An 18,487-nucleotide genomic window follows, 5' to 3' on the forward strand; every position below is an offset into this window, starting at 1 on the left:
CCATGATGTGCGGCGCGGAGAGCATCTTCACGTTGGTGCGCGTCGCAAGCGCGTTGATGAAGAGGTTGAAGTGATCGCGGTCCGAGATGACGGCGAAGGCGCCGGCGCCCGGGCCCGGGACGCGCTGGGTGCTCGGGTTGAGGAACCCCCCCACCGGGACGCCCCTCGGCCCGGTGCGGAAGACCGTGTCGGGGCTGGTGTCCACGGCGAGCGTCTGGTTGAGCTTCCCCTGCGCGAGCGCCCACTCGACCCCGAACGAGAGGTCCTTGGTGAGCGTGATCTCCGCGATCGTCACCTCGAGCAGCACCTGGCGCGGCACGACGTCGATCTTCTTGAGCACGTCGGCGATGAGCTGGTAGTCGCGCTTGGTGGCGAGCACGACGAGCGAGTTGGTGACCGGATCGGCGACGATGCGCACCTCCTCCTTGAAGATGGGCAGCGGGCCCTGCGGTTGGCCGGGGGCGCCCGGGGCCCCGACCGCGCCGGTGCGGCCGGGGATCGAGATGCCGCGGACGGCAGCGGCGCCGCCCGGCGCGCCCGGGGCCCCGGGCGCGCCGGGGGCGCCGCCCGCGCCGCCGAGCCTCGCGCCCGCGCCCCGGCCGCCACCACCGCCGAGGCCGCCGCCCGCCTGCTGCGGCGTGATCGCGCCGCCCACCGACCCGCCGCCGCCCACGCCCCCGCCGCCGAGGCCACGGCCGCCGCCCAGGCCCCCGCGGCCGCCGCCCATGCCCGTCCGGCCGCCCGACACGCCGCCCGCACCGAAGAGCCCGACCCCGGCCGGCGCCGCCCCCGGTGCGCGCCCCAGCCCGCCCGCGCCGCCAGCGCCCGGACCGCCGCCGAAGAGCTCGTTCAGCACCCCGGCCAGGTCCTCGGCCTTCGCGTTCTCGACGTTGTAGACGAACGTCTGCCGGCCCGCGCCCTCCTCGGGCGGGATGTCGAGCAGGCGGAGCCAGCGCTCGATCTCGTCGAACATGGTCTTGTCGAAGGCCACCGCGACCAGCGAGTTGAGCCGCGTGAGCGGCACGATGTAGACGCCGCCCTCGCCCTCGCCGGTCGGCGTGACGCCGTAGGGGGCGAGCAGGCCCAGGATCTCGTTGGCCAGCTCGTCGGGATCGCCGTTCTTCACCTTGAAGACGCGCGTCTTCAGGTTGTGGAACACGTCGCTGTCGAAGGTCGTGATCAGCTCGCGCAGCCGGTCGATGTTCGACTGCAGGTCGGTGATGACGAGCAGGTTCGCGCGCGGGTAGGAGAGCACGTCGCCGCCCGGGGTGACGAAGGGCTGGAGGATGTTCACCATCTCGTCGGCCGAGACGTGCGCGACGGGCACCACCTCGATGGCGAACGCGTCCTTCTCCGCAACACCCGACTTGGCGGCCTTCGAGCGCGGGATGATGGCGCGCGTCTTCGCCTCCGCGACGGGCAGGATCTGGTACACGTCGCCCACCTTGATGGCGGCGATGCCGTTGTTGCGCAGGATCTGGTTCAGGAGCGGCCAGAGATCCTCGCGCGCGATCTTACCCGCCGTCCGGATCGTGACCTGGCCCTCGATGCGCGGGTCGATCGTGTAGCTGATGCCGAGCGCGGTGGCGAGGCTGTGGATCACCTCGCGGATGTCGGCGCGCTCGAAGTTGAGGACCATGGCCTCTTCCTCGCCGAGCGGGGCCTCGCCGGACTGGTCGTCGGCAGCGGGCGGCGGCGCGGTCGTCGGCGGGCTCGGCGGCGCGTTCTGGGCGCGCGCGGGCGTGGCGGCGATCGCCGCTACGAGGAGCATCGTCAGCATGCAAGGCCCCTTCACGACACCCTCCTCCGTTCGCGGTCAGCGCTTGCGGCCCATCCGTTTCTCGTTCTGCTTGAGCTGCTCGAGCTTCTGTCGCACGTCGGCGGGCAGCGTCCCGGGCGCGGGCGCCGCCACCCCGGGCTTCGGCACCGCCCGCGGCGGCGCCGTCGGCACGGGCGGCACCCCGCCCACGCCCGCGGCGGGCGAGGGCCCCTGCACGCCGGCCGCCGGGGAAGACACCTGCGCACCCGCCGGCTGCGGCGGCCTGCCCGGCATCTGCGGCGGCCTGCCCGGCGTCGGCGGGCGCTGCACACCGGGCGGGGCGGGCTGGGCCGTCCCCTTGACGACGGTGAGGGGCATGCTCACGACGTCGCCCGACGGCGACGTGAGCGTCACGGCGGTCCGATCGATCGCCTTCACGGTGTAGCCTGCGAGCTGATCCCCGACACGCAGGCGCCGCGTGACCGCCCCGCCCTGCGTGCCGTCGTTCACGAACGCCTCGCGGTCACCCTTGCCGAAGATGCGCACACCGACCACTGTCACGTTGTCGGGCGGCTTGGTGACCGGCACGCTCGCCGCGGTCGTGTCCTCCGGGCTCGGCGGCCGCCGGCTCGGATCGAAGAGGTCCTTGTCGCTGATCGCCGCGGCGAGCACGGCCGGCGTCTGCTGCGCGAGCGCGCCCGCCTTCTCGGCGCGGCCGCGCTTGCCCTTCTCGCGCGGCTCCGGCACCGGCGCCGGCGGGGCGGAGGCCGCGCTCTCCGCTATCGGAGCCTTCGGGAGCCCGCGCGCCCACGTGCGCACGATCTCGTAGCCCACCAGGGCGACGATGATCCCGAGCAGCGTGTTGACGATGGCCCAGCGCCCCATCAGCTGCTCTTCGCCTCCGCGCCCGCCGCGGGCGCGGGCGTCATGGCTGGCGGTGCGGGCGCCGCGGCGGGCGGCTCGGAGGATGCGGCCGGGCCGCCGGGCGAGGTCTCCCCGGGCGCGCCCGGCGCCGCTTCGCCCTCGGGCGCGCCCGGCGCCGCTTCGCCCTCGGACGCACCCGGCGCGGCTTCGCCCTCGGACGCACCCGGCGCGGCCTCGCCCTCGGGCGCACCCGGCGCCGCTTCGCCCTCCCCTTCGCCCGGCTCGGCCTCCGCCTTCGTCGGCGGCGCGCCCTGCAGGTAGCCGCTCACCTCGACCGTCGCCTGGAGCACGCGCGGGCCCTTGACCGCCGCCGCAGCGGCGCCGCGGCGGCTCACCTCGAGGAACGGGATCGAGAGCTGCTGGGGGCCGTACTCGAGGCCGGAGACGAACTCGGCGAAGGGCTTGAGCTCGCCCGAGAGCGTCAGCCGGATGGCGATCTTGTGGAAGGGCTCGGCCGCCTCCTCCTTCATCACCTGCGTGCTCTGCACCGTGATGCCCTTCTCCGCGGCGAGCGCGTTCGCGCGCTCCTGGAGGGCCGCCGCGCCGAGCGTCGCGCTCGACCCGGGCAGCAGGCGCTCCTTCGCCTCGCCGAGCTTCTTGCGCAGCTCGTCCCGCTCGGCGCGCTTGGCGTCCGCGACCGCGAGGAAGTGCTCGGCGCGTTCGAGCTGCTCCTCGCCCTCCTCGATCTCGGTCTTCCCGCGCTGGCGGTAATGGACGAGCGGCTGCACCACACCCACGTACAGGACGGAGAGCGCCGCCAGAGCCCCGACGCCGGTCACGATGCGCCGGTCGCGCGTCGAGTGCGCCGCGTACCAGCCCACCGCCTGGGCCCAGAGCGCGCGGAGCCTCATTTCTCCACCTCCGCGACCAGCGAGAAGCGATCCTTGTCTCCGCTGCGGGTCGTCGGGGAGGTGAAGCTCACGTTCTTGAAGTGCTTCGACTTCTCGAGCGCGGCGATCAGGTCCGAGGCGGAGCGCGCCATGCCGTCGAGCGTGAGCCGCCCGGCGCGCAGGTTCACCGCGCTCAGATAGGCGTCGGTCGGGACGACGTCCGAGAGCTCCGCCAGGAGGACCGTCGCTCGCTTCCCCTCGCCGGAGAGGGTCTGGATCTGGTGCCGCAGATCCTCGATCTCGTTCTGCAGCGCCTTCACCTCCTTCACCTGAGGCTCGACGCGGGCGAGCTCGTCCCGCACGTGCCGGCGGGTGAGCTCGTCCTTCACGAGGGCGCTGCCGCCCCACACGAGCAGCAGGACGCCGAGCACGGCCACCAGCACGACGGTGGCGAGCGACAAGCCCTCCTCCGCCCCGCGGCGGCCCTCCGCGGGAAGCAGGTTCACCGGCACGGTGCCCTCGCGGACGGCGTCGAGCGCCGCCCCGAGAGCGGGGAGGAGCGCCGGCTCGCACGCCTCGAAGAACTCGGGCGGCGCCTCGAGGCGTCCGGCGGCGAGCGCGGCGAGGTCCCCGTCGCCGACCAACGGCAGCTGGGGCGCGGCGCCGTTGGCGAGCCGCCACTGGTAGAGCTCCACGTCCTCGGGCGCCAGGAAGCCGTCGGCGAGCTGGCGCGCGAGCGAGCGGGAGAGGTCGGCCGGCGTCGCCACGCGGCAGGCCGGCACCAGCTGGCTCGCCACCAGGCGCCCCTCCTTCAGGAGCGCCAGCTCGACCGCCTCGTCGCTCCCGATGAGGAGACCGATCGGCGCCGCCGTCCCGCCGCGGCAGAAGGCCAGGTAGTCGGCGATCGCCGTCGAGGTCAGCACGATCCCCCGCGGCCGGACGAAGGCGTCCTCGAGCGCTTCCAGGTGAACGCGCACGATCTCCCGCGGGATGCACATGAGGAGGATCTCGAGCCGGTCCTCGCCGAGCCCGCGCACCGAGTAGTCGAAGTAGACCTGGTCGCGCGGCAGCGGCACCAGGTGCTCGATCTCGTACTCGAGTACCTGCGCCAGGTTCTCGCGTGCGGCCGCCGGCAGGAGGACCCGGTTGCACGCAGCCGCGGTACGCGGCAGGCAGAGGTAAGCACGCCGCGTGTCCACACGCTGCTCCCCCGCAAAGGCGAGCACGGCCTGCGCGATGGCCTGGCGGCGCTCGCCGGGGTGCGTGGCCGGCGGCAGCGGGTAGGTGCGCGCGTGACGGAGCGCCACCGTGAAGAAGCGCTTCACGACGTGCGCGAGCGCCACCTCGTGCGCGCCCACGTAGATACCGAGGCCGTCCAGGAAGTCGGCCCGGCGCAGCCGCTGGCTCAACTCGCCGAGGGTCACGACTCTCCCCCCGCAGCGGCCGGGAGACCGGGTGGGCTGCCCTCCCACGGCGCGCGGTCGAGCCAGCGGATGACGCGTATCCCCTCGCTCGCCGGCGTGGCCAGGTCGGCGACCACGGCCACGTGCGACCGGTTGCGCTCGGTGCGGAGGTCGCCCCGCGCGTCGATCGTCACCAGGTGCGGTGCGGTCGGGACATCGACGAGCGCCGTCAGCGTGGGGTCGATCGCCGCGAGCTGGGCCGTCACCAGGTCGCGGATGGGCGCCCCCCCGTCGCGCTGCGCGATCAGGTCCGCGGCCGCCGCCGCGTCGATGCCGAGGAGGGCCTGGAACACGGCCGCCGGGGCCCTGTCGACGGAGATCGTCGTGGCGCGGTTGTACACGGAGAAGATGTCCCTCAGCCCCGGCACGCCGTCCCTGCCGTAGTAGAGGGCCGGCGTGACGCCCCGCACCAGGAGCAGCTCCTCCGGCGAGTCGAAGAACGCGTTCTTCGCCCGGTACGGCACGCGCCGCTTCAGGTAGTACCCGCTCTCGGCGCCGTGGGCGCGCTTCAGGCTGTCGTGGTCACGCCAGTCGAGGATCGAGTCGACCACGGTGTCGATCGTCGCCTGCATGTGCCGGTCGATGCCGGTGGTCGGGTCGCCCTGAGCGAGGTTCGTGATGACGCGCTGGAGGAGCGCCTCGCCGATCTTGTTGAGCGAGATGCGGCCGGTCTCGTCGATCATGCGCACCGCCCAGCGCCCGCCCGCGAAGTCTCCCTCGTGCCACTGCCCGTCGATCGGCACGAGCGGCCCCTCGTCGTCCTCGTCGAGCGTGTGGGGACCCTGGGGGATTCCCGCGGCGGCGGCGGCGGCGCCGGGCTGCGTGGCCTGGTTCGCCTCGCGCCGGCGCTCGGCGTCGAAGATGGCCCGGTTCATCCCGGCGAGCGCCAGGTAGTAGCCTTGCGTCTCGTCGGCCAGGTTGATGGACGCCATCGCGTCGTCGCGCATGTAGCGGGCGAAGTCGAGCGCGATCACGCCGAGGACCATGAAGATCCAGAGGACGAGGAGGAGCGCCACGCCCCGCTCGCCGCGCCGGCGGGCCGGCTCACTCGTCCGGTTCATCGGGTTCGTCCTCCGGCGTGTCGTCGTCGGAATCGCCGTCGTCGTCGTCGAGGAAGCCGGCGCCCCCCTCCTCGCCGTAGTGCGCCGCCATGACGGGAATCTCCTGCCCCCAGGTGCCGGCCTCGAGGCCCGGGATGCCGTCGACCAGGACGCGCACCGCCACAGGCAGCATGTCCTCCTCGTCGTGGCCGTTCCACTCGCTGCGCCACTCGGGCTCGACGCCCTCGTAGAACAGGTACTCGAACTTGAGGCTCCTGAAGTCGTCCAGGAGGACGGCGGAGTGCAGGCCCGGCTGGTCGACCGGCTCCCGGCCGAGCCGCCTGGTCGAGAAGAACGGGCTCTCGCTCATCACCAGACGCGGCGGATCGTCGATCACCTGGTAGACCACGCGCGTGAGGCCGCCCCCGCCCTCGAGGCCCGCGGCCGTGATGAACGCCATCGAGCTGGCGGTTCCCATGAAGAAGACGTACTCCTCGTCGTCGCGGTTGCGCGCCTTGTAGGGGACGGTTGACTTGATCTGGCGGATGATGACGTCGGTCGCGACCCGCAGACGCTGCGTCGCAACCACCGCGACCTCCCCCCGCTCCACCGCCCGGATGCCCAGATAGAAGGCGCCGTAGCAGATCACGGTCACGAGCGCGAGTGCCGTGAGCGCGATGACGACCTCGAGGAGGGTGAAGCCGGTCGCGGCGGGGGCGCCCCCCCGGCCGCCCGTGTGCGCCGGCCTACTCATTCTCCGGGGCCATCCGGAGGCTCTTCAACGTGTAGGTCTTGGCGCCCGTGCCGTCCTGCCAGGTGACGTCGACCTCCAGGTAGCGGAGCGAGCGCTCCGACTGAAAGTCGAGCTGCTTGTCGCTCAGGCCCTCGTCCCGCCCGGCATGGCGGATCAGGATGTGGGTGCGGAAGCCCTCGGCGCTGTCGCGGTTCTCGCTGTGGTCCTGGATCTCCGGGGCGGCGAGCAGCGCGTCCATGGCAGCGCGCGCCGCCAGCACGGCGCGCGTCTCCCGGCTCGCCCGAGCCTGCATGCGCAGGCTCCCGCCGAAGATCTGGAGGCAGGTGACGATCCCCACCCCGAGGATCGCGAGCGCGACCGCGATCTCGATGAGCGTGAAGCCAACGCTGGCGGGGGACCGCCTCACCCGGTTGCGTCCCCCACCTGCACCGTGCCGAGGAGCGGATCGAGGGCGACCCGCAGGCGGTGCTCTGTGCGATCATGCCGGCCCGCGAGGATCACCTCGGCGCCGCTCGTGCTCCCGTTCGGGAAGAAGAGGACCTGCACCACCCCGTCGCCGAAGGCCTGCCCGCCGCGCACGTCCTCGATGACGGCGCGGTCGGTGAGCACCGCCCAGCGGCCCCAGGCCGTGGTGTGGATGCTGTTCGCGAGCGCGTCGATGACCAGCTCCTGCGGCTGGCCGAGCGCCACCGCCTCGCCCCGGCAGTAGTGCATCGTCGACGCGATCTGGCGCGCCGCCCGGCGCACCTCGCGCGCCTCGAGGCCGCCCTCGACCATGGGGACGACGAGCGCGCTCCCGAGGGCGATGATGATGAGCACCACCACCGCCTCGAGGAGCGTGAAGCCCGACTCGCGAGCGGTCTTCGGGGGGCTCACCCGGTGTCGCCTTCCCAGCTGGTGATGTCGCGGTTGTCGCCGTCGCCGCCGGGAGCGCCGTCCGCCCCGTAGGAGAGGAGGTCGTAGGGGTGCCCGCCCTCGCCGGGGGCGCGGTAGTAGTACGGGCGATCCCACGGATCCCGCGGGGTGTCCTTCTTGAGATACGGGCCGTCCCAGCGATCGACGCCGAAGGGCCGCTGGCGCAGCGCCGCGAGCCCCTCCTGCGACGTCGGGTAGCGGCCCACGTCGAGCCGGAAGGTGTCGAGCGCCGTGCCGAGCATCTCGACCTGGGCGCGCGCCGCCTTCACCTTCGCCTTCTCCCCCTGGCGGATGAAGTTGGGCCCGACCAGCGCCACCAGGAGCCCGATGATCACCATCACGACCATCATCTCGATGAGCGTGAAGCCCGACTCCCGTCTCCGTCTTCGCATGGGTGCACTCCTCACATTGGCAGATCGTTCACGCTGAAGATCGCCGACAGCATGGAGATCACGATCGACCCGACCCCGAGGCCCATCACCAGGATGAGCACCGGCTCGAGCAGGCGCGTGAACTGTTGGATCTTGACCCGTACCTCGCGGTCGAAGTGGTCGGCGACGCGGATCAGGAGCTCGTCGAGCTTGCCGGTCTCCTCGCCGACCGCGATCATCTGCACGGCGAGGGGTGGGAAGACGCCGGAGCGCGCGAGCGGCTCGGCGACCCCCGCGCCCTCGCGCACGCCGACCTCGACCTCGCCGAGCGAGCGCGCGATCACCTGGTTGCCGGCGACCTCCTTCACGATGCCGAGCGCCTGCAGCATGGGGACGCCGCTCTTCAGCAGCGTGCCGAGCGTACGCGCGAGGCTCGCGACCTCCATCTTGCGGAGCAGCGGTCCCACCAGCGCGAAGCGGAGCTTCCACTGGTCCCACTCGTAGCGCCCGCGCGGGGAGCGGATCGAGTAGCGCAGGCCGCCCGCGACGAGCCCGACGGCGCCGATCCCGGCCCACCAGTAGCCGCGCACCGCTGCCGACACCGCGAGCAGCACCCGCGCCTGCAGCGGAAGGGCGCGTCCCATCTCGCTGAACAGGACCGTGAACTTGGGCAGCACGTAGACGAGCAGCACGAGGATCGAGACGCCCATCGCACAGACGAGGAGCACCGGGTAGGTGAGCGCCGAGCGTACCTCGTCCCGCAGCTGCTGCCCGCGCTCGAGGTACTCGACCAGCCGCTCCAGCACGAGCTCGAGGAAGCCGCCGATCTCGCCCGCGCGGATCATGTTCACGTAGAGGGGCGGGAAGGCGCGGTGCTGGCCGAGCGCCTCGGCGAGCGACTTGCCACCCTGCACGGCATGCAGCACCTCGGTCAGGATGCGCTTCAACTCCGGGTTGTCGGCCAGGTCGGCGAGCGTGGCGAGGCTCCGGTCGAGGGGCAGGCCGGAGCCCACGAGGGCCGACAGCTCCTGGGTCATGATGAGGAGGTCGCGGCCCTTGACGCGGCGGCGCCCGAGCGCGGGCAGGGCCGGCAGCTGGACGCCGGCCGCGCGCGGGCGGGCGCCGTCCCCCGAGGCGATCGAGAGCGGGATGAGGCCGCGATCGTGCAGGCGGGCGACGACCGCCGGCACCTCGGCGGCCTCGATCATCCCCTCGATGACCTTCCCCTGCGGGTCAACCGCGCGATACTGGAACTGCGCCACCAGGGCTCCTCCCGCCGCCCATCCCTCGCCGCTCCGCCACACGGAGGCTAAAGTGCGGGAAAAACGCTACATTCATATACTGAGGGTCGGCACCTTTCAACTTCGCAACGCCCGCCTCGACGCCCACTTAGACTCGCCTGCCGAGCGGCGCTTCATGCCGGGAGGCGCACCCGGCCGTCCATGCTCGCGGGTGGCTCGACACCGAGCAGCGCGAGGATCGTGGGGGCCAGGTCGATGATGTCGAGCCCGTCGGTCGAGGAGGCCGAGCCTAGACCTCCTCCTGCGTGACGCGCACCACCTCGGCCACCGTGGTGACGCCGGTTCGGACCTTGTGCCAGCCGTCCTCTCGCAGGGTCCTCATCCCTCGCTGCACCGCGGCGTCCTTGATGATGCCCGCCGAGGAGCGCTCCAGGATGAGCGGGCGGATGACTTCGTTCACGGGCAGCAGCTCGAAGATGCCCAGGCGGCCGCGGTAGCCGGTCTGCGCGCAGTCCTCGCAGCCCTCGCCCTCGAACACCTGCGTGCCGCCGTCGCCGCCGATGTCGCGCAGCACTTCGGCGGCCATCTCCGCCGGCCGGCGGCACTTCGTGCACATCCGGCGCACCAGGCGCTGCGCGAGCACCCCGAGCAGCGACGAGGCGAGCAGGTAGTCCTCCACGCCCATCTCGAGGAGGCGCGACACGGCGCCGGCCGCGTCGTTGGTGTGCAGGGTCGAGAAGACGAGGTGGCCGGTGAGCGCCGCCTGGATCGCGATCTCGGCCGTCTCGGCATCGCGGATCTCGCCCACCATGATGACGTCGGGGTCCTGGCGGACGATCGAGCGCAGCCCGTTCGCGAACGTGAGGCCGATCTGCGGCTTCACGTGGATCTGGTTCACCCCGAAGAGCTGGTACTCCACCGGATCCTCGATGGTGATGATCTTCTTGTCGGGCGAGTTGATCTTGTCGAGCGCCCCGTAGAGCGTGGTCGTCTTGCCGCTGCCGGTGGGGCCCGTCACCAGGATCATGCCGTAGGGCTTCGTGATCAGGCGGTTGAACTGGGTGAGGGTGTCCTCCGGGAAGCCGAGCGACTCGAGGTTGACCACGATGCTCGAGCGATCGAGGATGCGGAGCACGACGCTCTCGCCGTAGAGCGTGGGCAGGGTCGACACGCGGAGATCGATCTCGCGGCCCATGAGCCGGAGCTTGATGCGCCCGTCCTGCGGCAGGCGGCGCTCGGCGATGTTGAGCTTCGCCATGATCTTGATGCGCGACACGATCGCGGCTTGGAGCCGGCGCGCCGGCGCCTCCACGTCGTGCAGAACGCCGTCGATGCGGTAGCGCACCTTGAGCTCGTTCTCGAACGGTTCGATGTGGATGTCCGAGGCGCGCTGCTCCACGGCGCGGCTGATGAGCAGGTTCACGAAGCGGATGACCGGCGCTTCGGAGGCGAGATCGCGGAGGTGGTCGACGTCCTCCTCGTCGTCGCCGAAGTACTCGATCTCCGCGTCGGCCGGCTCCTCGGCCCTCCCGTCCGCGGCCGTGCCGCCGCCGTAGATCGTCTCGAGCGCTTCCAGCACGTCGCGCTCGCGCGCCAGGCGGGGCTCGACCTGGAGCCCGGTCGCCAGCTGGAGGCCCTGGATGGTGTAGTAGTCGGCGGGGTCGGACATCGCCACGGTGAGCGTGCCGTTGGTCTGGGCGAGCGGCAGCGCCTTGGCGTGTTTCAGGAACTTCAGGTTCAGACCGTTGAGCGGCACCGGCGCGGTCGGGAAGTCGCGCCGGTGGACCGGCTCGACGCCCAGGTAGGTCGCGAGGAGCGGGAGCAGGTCTTCCTCTGAGATGAAGCCGAGGTCGAGGAGGAGGCGCTCCAGCCGCTCGCCCCGCTCCTGCTGGAGACGCTTCACCTTGCGCAGGTCGTCCTGGCTGAGGCGCCCCTGCTCGAGCAGGAGCTGCTCGAGCGTACGGTGCTGGAGCTCCATCAAGTTGAAAGGATACTCGTGCACCTGCTGAGCGGCAAGCCGAGCTCCGGGCGGCGCAAGGCCCGTCAGGATGCGAGGCGACGGCGCCAGTCGTCCAGCACCGTCGCGAGCGTGTCGGCGAGCGCGATCCGCGGCCTCCACCCCGTGTCCGCCGCGATTCGGGCGTGGCTCCCCACCACCCGCGGCACGTCCACCGCCCGCCTGAGCGCCGGGTCCGACTGGACTCGCACCGGCACGCGGGCGTGCCCGCGCAGGACCGCGATCACCTCGGCGATGCTGGTCCCCTCGCCCGAGCACACGTTGTAGGCCGCCCCCGCCCGCCCGCGTTCGAGGAGCGCCACGTAGCCCGCGGCGATGTCGCGCACGTCGGAGAAGTCGCGCACCGGATCGACGTTGCCGACGCGGAGGACCGGCTCCTGCCGTCCCGCCTCGATGAGGGCGAGCTGCCGGGCGAGGGCGCTGCACACGAAGGCCGCGTCCTGCCCCGGGCCGGCGTGGTTGAAGGGGCGGGCGCGGACCACGTCGAGGCCGTAGGCGCGTGCCCACTGTGCCGCCGCGATGTCCGCCGCGGCCTTGCTGGCGCCGTAGACGCTCACCGGCCGGAGCGGCGTCTCCTCGACGATCGGCAGGTCCTCCGCGCGCACCTCGCCGTAGACGTCGCTCGAGGTGACGACCAGCAGGCGCGCGCGCGGCGCGTGGGCGCGGGCGGCGGCGAGCACCGCGAGCGTGCCTCCGAGGTTCGTGCGGTAGGCGCTCGCGGGGTCGCGCTCGGCAGCGGGGGCGAAGGAGAGCCCGGCCAGGTGGACGAGCGCTCCGGGCGCGAGCGCGCGCACGAGGTCCGGGAAGCGGCCGTCGGCGAGATCGCCCCGGTGGAACGCGTCGGGCGCGAGGGGCAGCGCCCCGAGGCGCGGCCACGGACCCGCGCCGCGCACGAGCCCGTGCACCTCGTGCCCCGCCTCGAGGAGCGCCGCCGCGACCACCGGGCCGGCGAAGCCCGTGATGCCGGTCACGAGGACGCGCATCGCCCGCTCAGGTGCGCTGCAGGCGGTCGAGGTCCGCGCGCACCATCATCTCGACCAGCTCGCGGAAGGAGACGCGCGGCGCCCAGCCGAGCACGCGGCGCGCCTTCGAGGCGTCGCCCACCAGGTGCTCGACCTCCGCCGGCCGGAGCAGCGCCGGGTCCTCGCGCACGTGCTGGCGCCAGTCGAGCCCGACGCAGCCGAAGGCGACCTCCACCAGCTCGCGCACGCTGTGCGACTCGCCGGTCGCGACCACGTAGTCGTCCGCCGTGGGCTGCTGCAGCATGCGCCACATGGCCTCGACGTGGTCGCCGGCGAAGCCCCAGTCGCGGCGCGCCTCCAGGTTCCCGAGGCGCAGCTCGGGCGCGAGGCCGAGCTTCACCCGCACGGCGCCGTCGCTCACCTTGCGCGTCACGAACTCGCGGCCGCGGCGGGGAGAGTTGTGCACGACGAGCCGGCCCACTCCGGCACAGAACGTACCACTCTCGGTCTCGAGGTCGAACACCCACTCACCTTCGGAAGCGCGCCGCGGAACGACTCGACGGACCTCGGCTGGGTTCTTCCGCAGATGCTGGCCCTTGAGGCCCTGAGGGCGTGATGAGGAAAGGCTCAGCTGATAGTATGGGGGGTCGTCGCGCCACTCGACGTAGACCGACGATTGCTGTCCCCTCAGCGTATAGAGCCAGCAGAGTCCCTGCGCCAGGACCGGGCTGTTTGTCTTGACGCTGTCCCCGTTGCCCGCCTTGAGGCCGTCTCCGGCGTAGTAGGCGGCAAGGAACGCCTGCTGCGCCCAGTCGTCGGCGTTGAGGACGAGCGGCGGCACCTGCTTGTGCCCGGTGGCAGTGTAGAGCTGGCTTCTCAGCCACCCGGCCACCTGCGGAGCGCCCGTGAGCGCGAGCTGCTTGACCCTGCGCTCACGATCGAAGCCGGACGGCGCCTCCCACTCCCGCGCGGTCCCGAGGAAGAGGCGCGACCACAGCTCGGTGACCCGGGCGCGGAAGCCATGGCCATTGTTCGTGAACTGGACGTGGGCGCTCTCCTTCCCGATGTACCCGTCGGCAGCCATGAAGCCGAGGAACTCGGCCATCTCGGGCGACACGCACGTCCACGACGGTCGCGGAGGTACCGATGCCGCCAGCGCCAGGTCGTCGCCCGGCGCCAGGGACTCTGCCCGCGCCTCGCGTCGGTCGCCATGCAGCATGGTGTGGTGGGCGGTCACCGTCACGACACCGCCGCGCGCCTCCACCGACAGCAGGCGATGCTCGGGATCCCTCGGCCGATGGCGGCTCGCCGTGATTGCCTGTACCCTCGTCCACCTGGCGCCGTCCCACACCTCGAGCCCCTCGGGCGTGAAGAACTGGACGCTCGCGCCCTTCTCCCTCACCGCCACGAGGTCCGGTGGCGTGCGCACCGAGATCCCACCCGCGTCGCGAACCATGAGGGGTGTCGAGGCGACGATGCATTCATGGTTGAACAGTATCCCCGAGCACGCGTAGAGCCCGTAGCTCTCGCGATAGTTGACGGTGATGAAGTGGCCGTACACCTTGGCCACGCCGTACGGGCTGCGCGGGTAGAAGGGGGTCGTCTCGCGCTGCGGCGTCTCGCGCACCCGGCCGAACATCTCGCTCGAGCTGGCCTGGTAGAAGCGCGCCTCGGGGGCGACCAGGCGGATGGCCTCGAGGAGCCGGGTGACGCCCACGGCGTCGAACTCCGCCGTCAGCACGGGCTGCTGCCAGGAGGTAGGGACGAAGGACTGCGCGGCGAGGTTGTAGATCTCGTCCGGCTCGACCGCGCGCAGGAGGTCGATGAGCGAGAGCTGGTCGAGCAGGTCCGCCTGTCTCAGCTCGATGCGGTCGCGCAGGTGTGCCACCCGCTCGAAGTTCTCCGTGCTCGCGCGGCGCACCATGCCGACGATGCGGTAGCCCTTCTCGAGTAGCAGCTCGGCCAGGTACGACCCGTCCTGGCCCGTGATGCCGGTGATGAGCGCCGTCTTCACGTCACCCTCCCGTAGCGGTCCTCGAGCCGCACCACGTCGTCCAGCTCGGGGGTCGAGACCTCGAGGATGTCGGCGTCTTCGAGCGCGGTCACGCGATGGCGCGTTCCGGGCGGCAGGTGGAAGCCTTCGCCCGGTCCGAGCCGGACGCGGCAGGGCTCGCCCCGCTCGGGGCCGACCTCGAGGGTCACGGCGCCGGACAGGACGCGCATCGTCTCCTCCTTCCGGCGGTGGTACTGGAGGCTCAACGACTCGCCGGCGCGCACGTGGAGGATCTTGCCGACGTAGCGGTCGGTGCGCGCCCAGATAGTCTCGTGCCCCCAGGGCTTGGGGACGTGCTCGGGCCGGATCGGGCCCGCGGGTCGCGTGCCGCTCATCGCTTGAGGGGCTCCCACCACGCGCGCCGCTCGCGGTACCAGGCCACGGTGGCGGCGAGGCCGTCGTGGAAGGTGCGCCGCGGGCGCCAGCCGGTCGCCCGCAGACGCGTCGCGTCGAGCGCGTAGCGCCGGTCGTGCCCCAGGCGGTCCGTCACCGGGCGGACGAGGCTCGCCGGACGGCCAACCAGGGCCAGGATGCGCTCGGCCACGGCGCGGTTCGGCATCTCGTTCTCCGCGCCAACGTTGTAGACCACCCCGCCGCGCTCCGGGAGGCCGAGGACGTGCCACAGCGCGGCCACGTGGTCCTCGACGTGGATCCAGTCGCGCACGTGGAGGCCGTCGCCGTAGAGCGGGAGCGGCAGGCCGTCGAGCGCGTTGGTCACGAAGAGCGGGATCAGCTTCTCCGGGAACTGATACGGGCCGTAGTTGTTCGAGCAGCGCGTGATGACCCCCGGCACGCCGTGCGTCGCGGCATAGGCCTGCACGAAGGCGTCGGCCGCCGCCTTGCTGGCCGCATACGGGCTCGAGGGGCGGAGCGGCGAGTCCTCGCGCGCGCGGCCCTCGACGATCGTGCCGTAGACCTCGTCGGTCGAGACGTGGAGGAAGCAGGCGAAGCCCTCCCGCCCGCGCACCGCCTCGAGGAGCGAGAGTGTGCCCTCGACGTTGGTGCGGAGAAAGGGCGCCGCGTCCCGGATGCTCCGGTCGACGTGCGTCTCGGCGGCGCAGTGCACCACCACGTCGATCCGCTCCTCCGCGACCAGCGCTGCGACCGGCGAGCGCGCGGCCACGTCGAGGCGCACGAAACGGAAGCGCGCATCGGCCTCGAGCCCGGCCAGGTTGGCGCGGTTGCCCGCGTAGGTGAGGAGGTCGAGGGCGACCACGCGCTCGACCGCGTCCGCGCGCGCGAGCGCATGGCGCACGAAGTTCGTGCCGATGAAGCCCGCCGCGCCGGTTACCAGGAGACGCATGCCACCTAGTCGAACCCGCCCGCATCGTACAGGTAAATGCCGGTCACCGCATAGCCGCTCTTCGGGTGCGCAGCCTTCTCCATCACTGGTAGAGCCCGCCGAGCGCCGCCGGGCCAACGCCCTGCCGTTGCATCTGCGCGAGCGGCGCGAACCCCACGAAGCCGGCCGGGACGGGGGTTCGCCCGAAGGAGCCCAACCCGAACAGCGTGAACTGCACGCGGAAGAGACGCTCGTCCGGGTTCGTCTTGTCGGAGACCCCGGCCTGGATCACCCAGCAATTGCAGCGCGAGATGAGGCGCAGGAGGTAGTCGCGCTCGAGGAAGTGGGGGCCGACCGTCGCCGTCCCCACGGTCGACGTGCTCAGCTCGTAGCGCGAGAGGAAGGTGAAGCCCAGGTAGTCCCCGAGCCGCAGGTAGAACGAGCCGTCGAGCTCGTTCACGCCGGCGCTGTTCAGGAGCGGCGACTCGAGTGCAGGGGACGGCGCGCTCCGGTTCACGTCGCTCTGGATGAAGCGGTACGAGATGCCGAGGGTGGTCGGGCTCTGGAAGTTGCGCACGATGCTGGGGGGCGTCCACCAGGGCTCGCGCACGAACAGGCCGGTCGAGAGGCCGCGGATCTCGCGCTGCTCGACCCCGACCGTCGTGTTGTAGGTGAGCCCGAGGTAGTCGAGCGGCGTCAGGCGAACGCCGACGTCGATGTCGCTCGCGTGGCTGGGGCCGACCAGGGGACGCGAGAGGTCGTAGCCGTGCAGGATCGAGGCGCGCACCAGCTCGCGGGGCGCGGTCGGGGCAGGGGGCGCCCCGCCGGCCGCCGCGGGCGGCGCCGGCGGGCCCACGAAGTCCGGCAACGCGGCGGCGGAGAGGCCCTGCGGCAGCGTCTCGGGATCGACCGGGGCCGGCGCGGGCACTGCCGCGCCGGTGCTCTCGGCCGCCGTCGGACCCCGGCCGAGCAGCCGCGTGGTGAGCCCGTAGGAGAGGAAGTTCCGCCGGTTGATCGCGTCGCGATCGTCGAAGAGGAAGCCCTCGCTGAAGAGCGTCGCGTCGCAGTTGTTGCCGGGCTTCTCGCCGGACGCCCCCGTGCATTTTGGCAGCTTCACGTCGAAGATCGGCCGTCCCACCTGGGGCACGAAGAGGTACTGCATCTCGGGCTCGATCGTGTGCCGGAGCTTCTCCAGGCCGAGGTGCCGGAAGGTGAACACGCGCGCGAGCTCGGTGCCGAGCTGGCCGTGGATCTGCCCGAGCTCGCGCGTGTGGTCGGTGTCGAGGCGCGGCAGCTCGGGCGCGGCCCGGAAACGGCGGGTTCCCACCTCCGGCACCACGAGCGCCACCTGCTCGGTGTCGGTCAGGTGGTACGCCGTCTCGCGCACCTGACCGGAGAGCGAGCCGTGCAGCGCGCGCCCCAGGTGGAAGGGCAGCAGCAGCTCGGGCGCCAGATCGGCGCGCAGGCCGGCGTAGCCCTGCTCGCGCTGGTAGTCGATCGCCTGGCCGGCCAGGTGCGCGACCAGGCGGTCGCCGAGGAGCGGGAGGGTGTGCTCCGCCTCGATCCGGGGGAGCTTCTCCAGGGCCACCTCCTGCGGGTCGATCAGGTCCTGGTAGTAGGCGGTCTCGACCGCCGCGTAGCCCTCGCCCCACGCCTTCACGACGCCGGTGCGCGAGGTGGTGAAGCGCGTGCTGCGCAAGGCGAGGTCGCTCCGGTTCGAGAACGCGAAGGTGTTGATCTCGCGCAGGAAGAGATCGTCGCTCACCGCGAACATGTCCAGGTAGAACTTGCTCCCGCCGACGAAGGGCGAGAAGTGGTGCCCGGCGAGCGCGAAGCGGCTCTCGGGGATGTCGGCCGGGGTGCCGTCGGGCTCGAGCGTGCCCTTCGTGTTGCCGCGGATGTTCTCGTTGTAGTAGGCGGCGGTGAAGGCGCCGCGCGCCTCGCGCGAGAGCGTGTAGCGGTACTCGCCGATGATGCCGATGCGCGCCGCGCTCTCCAGGTCGGTCGCGATGGTGGCGTCGGTGCTCTTGCTGATCGCCCAGAAGAAGGGCTGCTCGTACTGGAAGCCGCGCCGGTTCGAGTAGCCGAGGCGCGGCATGAGGAAGCCGCTCTCGCGCTGCGTGTTGGCCGGGAAGACGAAGTAGGGGAAGTAGAAGACCGGGACGTCCTTCACGCGGAAGGTCATGTGGCGCACGATGCCCTTGCCCTGCAGCGTGATGTCCGTCTGCCGGCCGGCGATGCTCCAGGACGGCAGCTCGAGCCCGCCGCACTGGCAGGTGGTGAAGACGCCGTGCGCGACGCTGTACTGGGGGCCGCCCTTCTTGTCGAGGCGGCCGGCGCGCAGGAAGTACTCGCCCGGGTGCATGTCCGCGTCGGCGTTCTCCACCCAGCCCGACTCGTCGTCGAGGTTCAAGTGCGCAAAGTCGCCCTGCACCGTCGCCTGCGGATCGCTCAGCACGACGTGGCCGCGTGCCTCGGCGAGCTGGTTGGTGCGGTCGAAGACCACCTCGTCGGCGGTGAGCGTGGTGTCGCCGCGCGTGAGCGTCACGCCGCCGCGCGCCGTGAGCGTGTTGCTCGCCTGGTCGTAGGCGAGCGACTCGGCGTCGACCGCGACCTCGGTCTCGCCCGTGGGCTTCGGCTTCGCGATGCGCGGGCGGCCGCGCGGGGTGACGCCCACGACGGTGAGCGGGCGGGTCTTGGTGTGCACCTCGATGCGGATCTCGCCGAGCGCCGAGGGGCGGGACACGCTGTAGGTGACGGGCTGGCGCACGAACACCGTGACGGTCGTGCCGGCGGCCTCGGGGAAGAGGCGGACGGTGCTCACCACCGGATCGGCGACCTCGATGACCGCCGGGCGGGGGACCGTGAAGCCGGAG

The 18,487-nt window shown here is 72.1% G+C and carries 16 protein-coding genes and 1 pseudogene; all 17 read right to left on the bottom strand.

Annotated elements, in window-relative coordinates; genetic code table 11:
• Positions 1 to 1,780: hypothetical protein (locus tag E6J59_05595; GenBank protein ID TMB21528.1), on the bottom strand; the 1,780-nt coding region annotated here is incomplete at its 3' end.
• A 36-nt stretch (positions 1,781 to 1,816) separates the two neighbouring features.
• A complete protein-coding gene (locus tag E6J59_05600) occupies positions 1,817 to 2,644 on the bottom strand; it encodes a hypothetical protein (GenBank protein ID TMB21529.1) in 828 nt (275 codons plus the stop codon).
• Positions 2,644 to 3,534 carry a hypothetical protein gene (locus E6J59_05605; protein ID TMB21542.1) on the bottom strand — a complete coding sequence of 297 codons (891 nt, stop codon included), beginning with the start codon at positions 3,532 to 3,534 and terminating at the stop codon, positions 2,644 to 2,646. The genes E6J59_05600 and E6J59_05605 overlap by 1 nt, the downstream gene beginning before the upstream one ends.
• Complete coding sequence (locus tag E6J59_05610; protein ID TMB21530.1) at positions 3,531 to 4,937, bottom strand: hypothetical protein; 1,407 nt, start codon at positions 4,935 to 4,937, stop codon at positions 3,531 to 3,533. The genes E6J59_05605 and E6J59_05610 overlap by 4 nt, the downstream gene beginning before the upstream one ends.
• Positions 4,934 to 6,037, bottom strand: a complete 1,104-nt coding sequence (locus E6J59_05615; GenBank protein ID TMB21531.1) for a hypothetical protein — start codon at positions 6,035 to 6,037, stop codon at positions 4,934 to 4,936. Before E6J59_05615 ends, E6J59_05610 begins: the two co-directional genes overlap by 4 nt.
• Positions 6,021 to 6,770: a prepilin-type N-terminal cleavage/methylation domain-containing protein gene (locus E6J59_05620; protein ID TMB21532.1), complete on the bottom strand. Its 750-nt coding sequence runs from the start codon at positions 6,768 to 6,770 to the stop codon at positions 6,021 to 6,023. The genes E6J59_05615 and E6J59_05620 overlap by 17 nt, the downstream gene beginning before the upstream one ends.
• Complete coding sequence (locus E6J59_05625; GenBank protein ID TMB21533.1) at positions 6,763 to 7,176, bottom strand: type II secretion system protein; 414 nt, start codon at positions 7,174 to 7,176, stop codon at positions 6,763 to 6,765. Before E6J59_05625 ends, E6J59_05620 begins: the two co-directional genes overlap by 8 nt.
• Complete coding sequence (gene gspH, locus E6J59_05630) at positions 7,173 to 7,781, bottom strand: type II secretion system protein GspH (protein ID TMB21534.1); 609 nt, start codon at positions 7,779 to 7,781, stop codon at positions 7,173 to 7,175. Before gspH ends, E6J59_05625 begins: the two co-directional genes overlap by 4 nt.
• Entirely contained in the window at positions 7,643 to 8,077 is a 435-nt protein-coding gene (gene gspG, locus E6J59_05635) for a type II secretion system protein GspG (protein ID TMB21535.1), read from the bottom strand. Before gspG ends, gspH begins: the two co-directional genes overlap by 139 nt.
• Positions 8,078 to 8,088: 11 nt before the next feature.
• Entirely contained in the window at positions 8,089 to 9,318 is a 1,230-nt protein-coding gene (locus tag E6J59_05640; protein ID TMB21536.1) for a type II secretion system F family protein, read from the bottom strand.
• A gap of 268 nt (positions 9,319 to 9,586) precedes the next feature.
• Positions 9,587 to 11,275, bottom strand: coding sequence for a type II secretion system protein GspE (gspE, locus tag E6J59_05645; GenBank protein ID TMB21537.1), 1,689 nt, complete (start codon positions 11,273 to 11,275; stop codon positions 9,587 to 9,589).
• A 65-nt stretch (positions 11,276 to 11,340) separates the two neighbouring features.
• Complete coding sequence (locus E6J59_05650) at positions 11,341 to 12,297, bottom strand: NAD-dependent epimerase/dehydratase family protein (protein TMB21538.1); 957 nt, start codon at positions 12,295 to 12,297, stop codon at positions 11,341 to 11,343.
• Between the two features lie 7 nt (positions 12,298 to 12,304).
• Positions 12,305 to 13,360 carry an NAD-dependent epimerase/dehydratase family protein gene (locus E6J59_05655; GenBank protein ID TMB21543.1) on the bottom strand — a complete coding sequence of 352 codons (1,056 nt, stop codon included), beginning with the start codon at positions 13,358 to 13,360 and terminating at the stop codon, positions 12,305 to 12,307.
• Positions 13,361 to 13,756: 396 nt separating this feature from the next.
• Positions 13,757 to 14,290, bottom strand: a pseudogene (locus tag E6J59_05660) (GDP-mannose 4,6-dehydratase).
• Positions 14,287 to 14,664, bottom strand: a complete 378-nt coding sequence (locus tag E6J59_05665) for a cupin domain-containing protein (protein TMB21539.1) — start codon at positions 14,662 to 14,664, stop codon at positions 14,287 to 14,289. Before E6J59_05665 ends, E6J59_05660 begins: the two are co-directional and overlap by 4 nt.
• On the bottom strand, positions 14,661 to 15,632 hold the full coding sequence (gene rfbB / locus E6J59_05670; protein TMB21540.1) for a dTDP-glucose 4,6-dehydratase: 972 nt from the start codon (positions 15,630 to 15,632) through the stop codon (positions 14,661 to 14,663). Before rfbB ends, E6J59_05665 begins: the two co-directional genes overlap by 4 nt.
• Positions 15,633 to 15,714: 82 nt before the next feature.
• A partial coding sequence (locus tag E6J59_05675; GenBank protein TMB21541.1) for an LPS-assembly protein LptD occupies positions 15,715 to 18,487 on the bottom strand: 2,773 nt, incomplete at its 5' end.

It is taken from the genome of Deltaproteobacteria bacterium, from assembly GCA_005879795.1.
GTDB lineage: Bacteria > Desulfobacterota > Binatia > DP-6 > DP-6 > DP-6.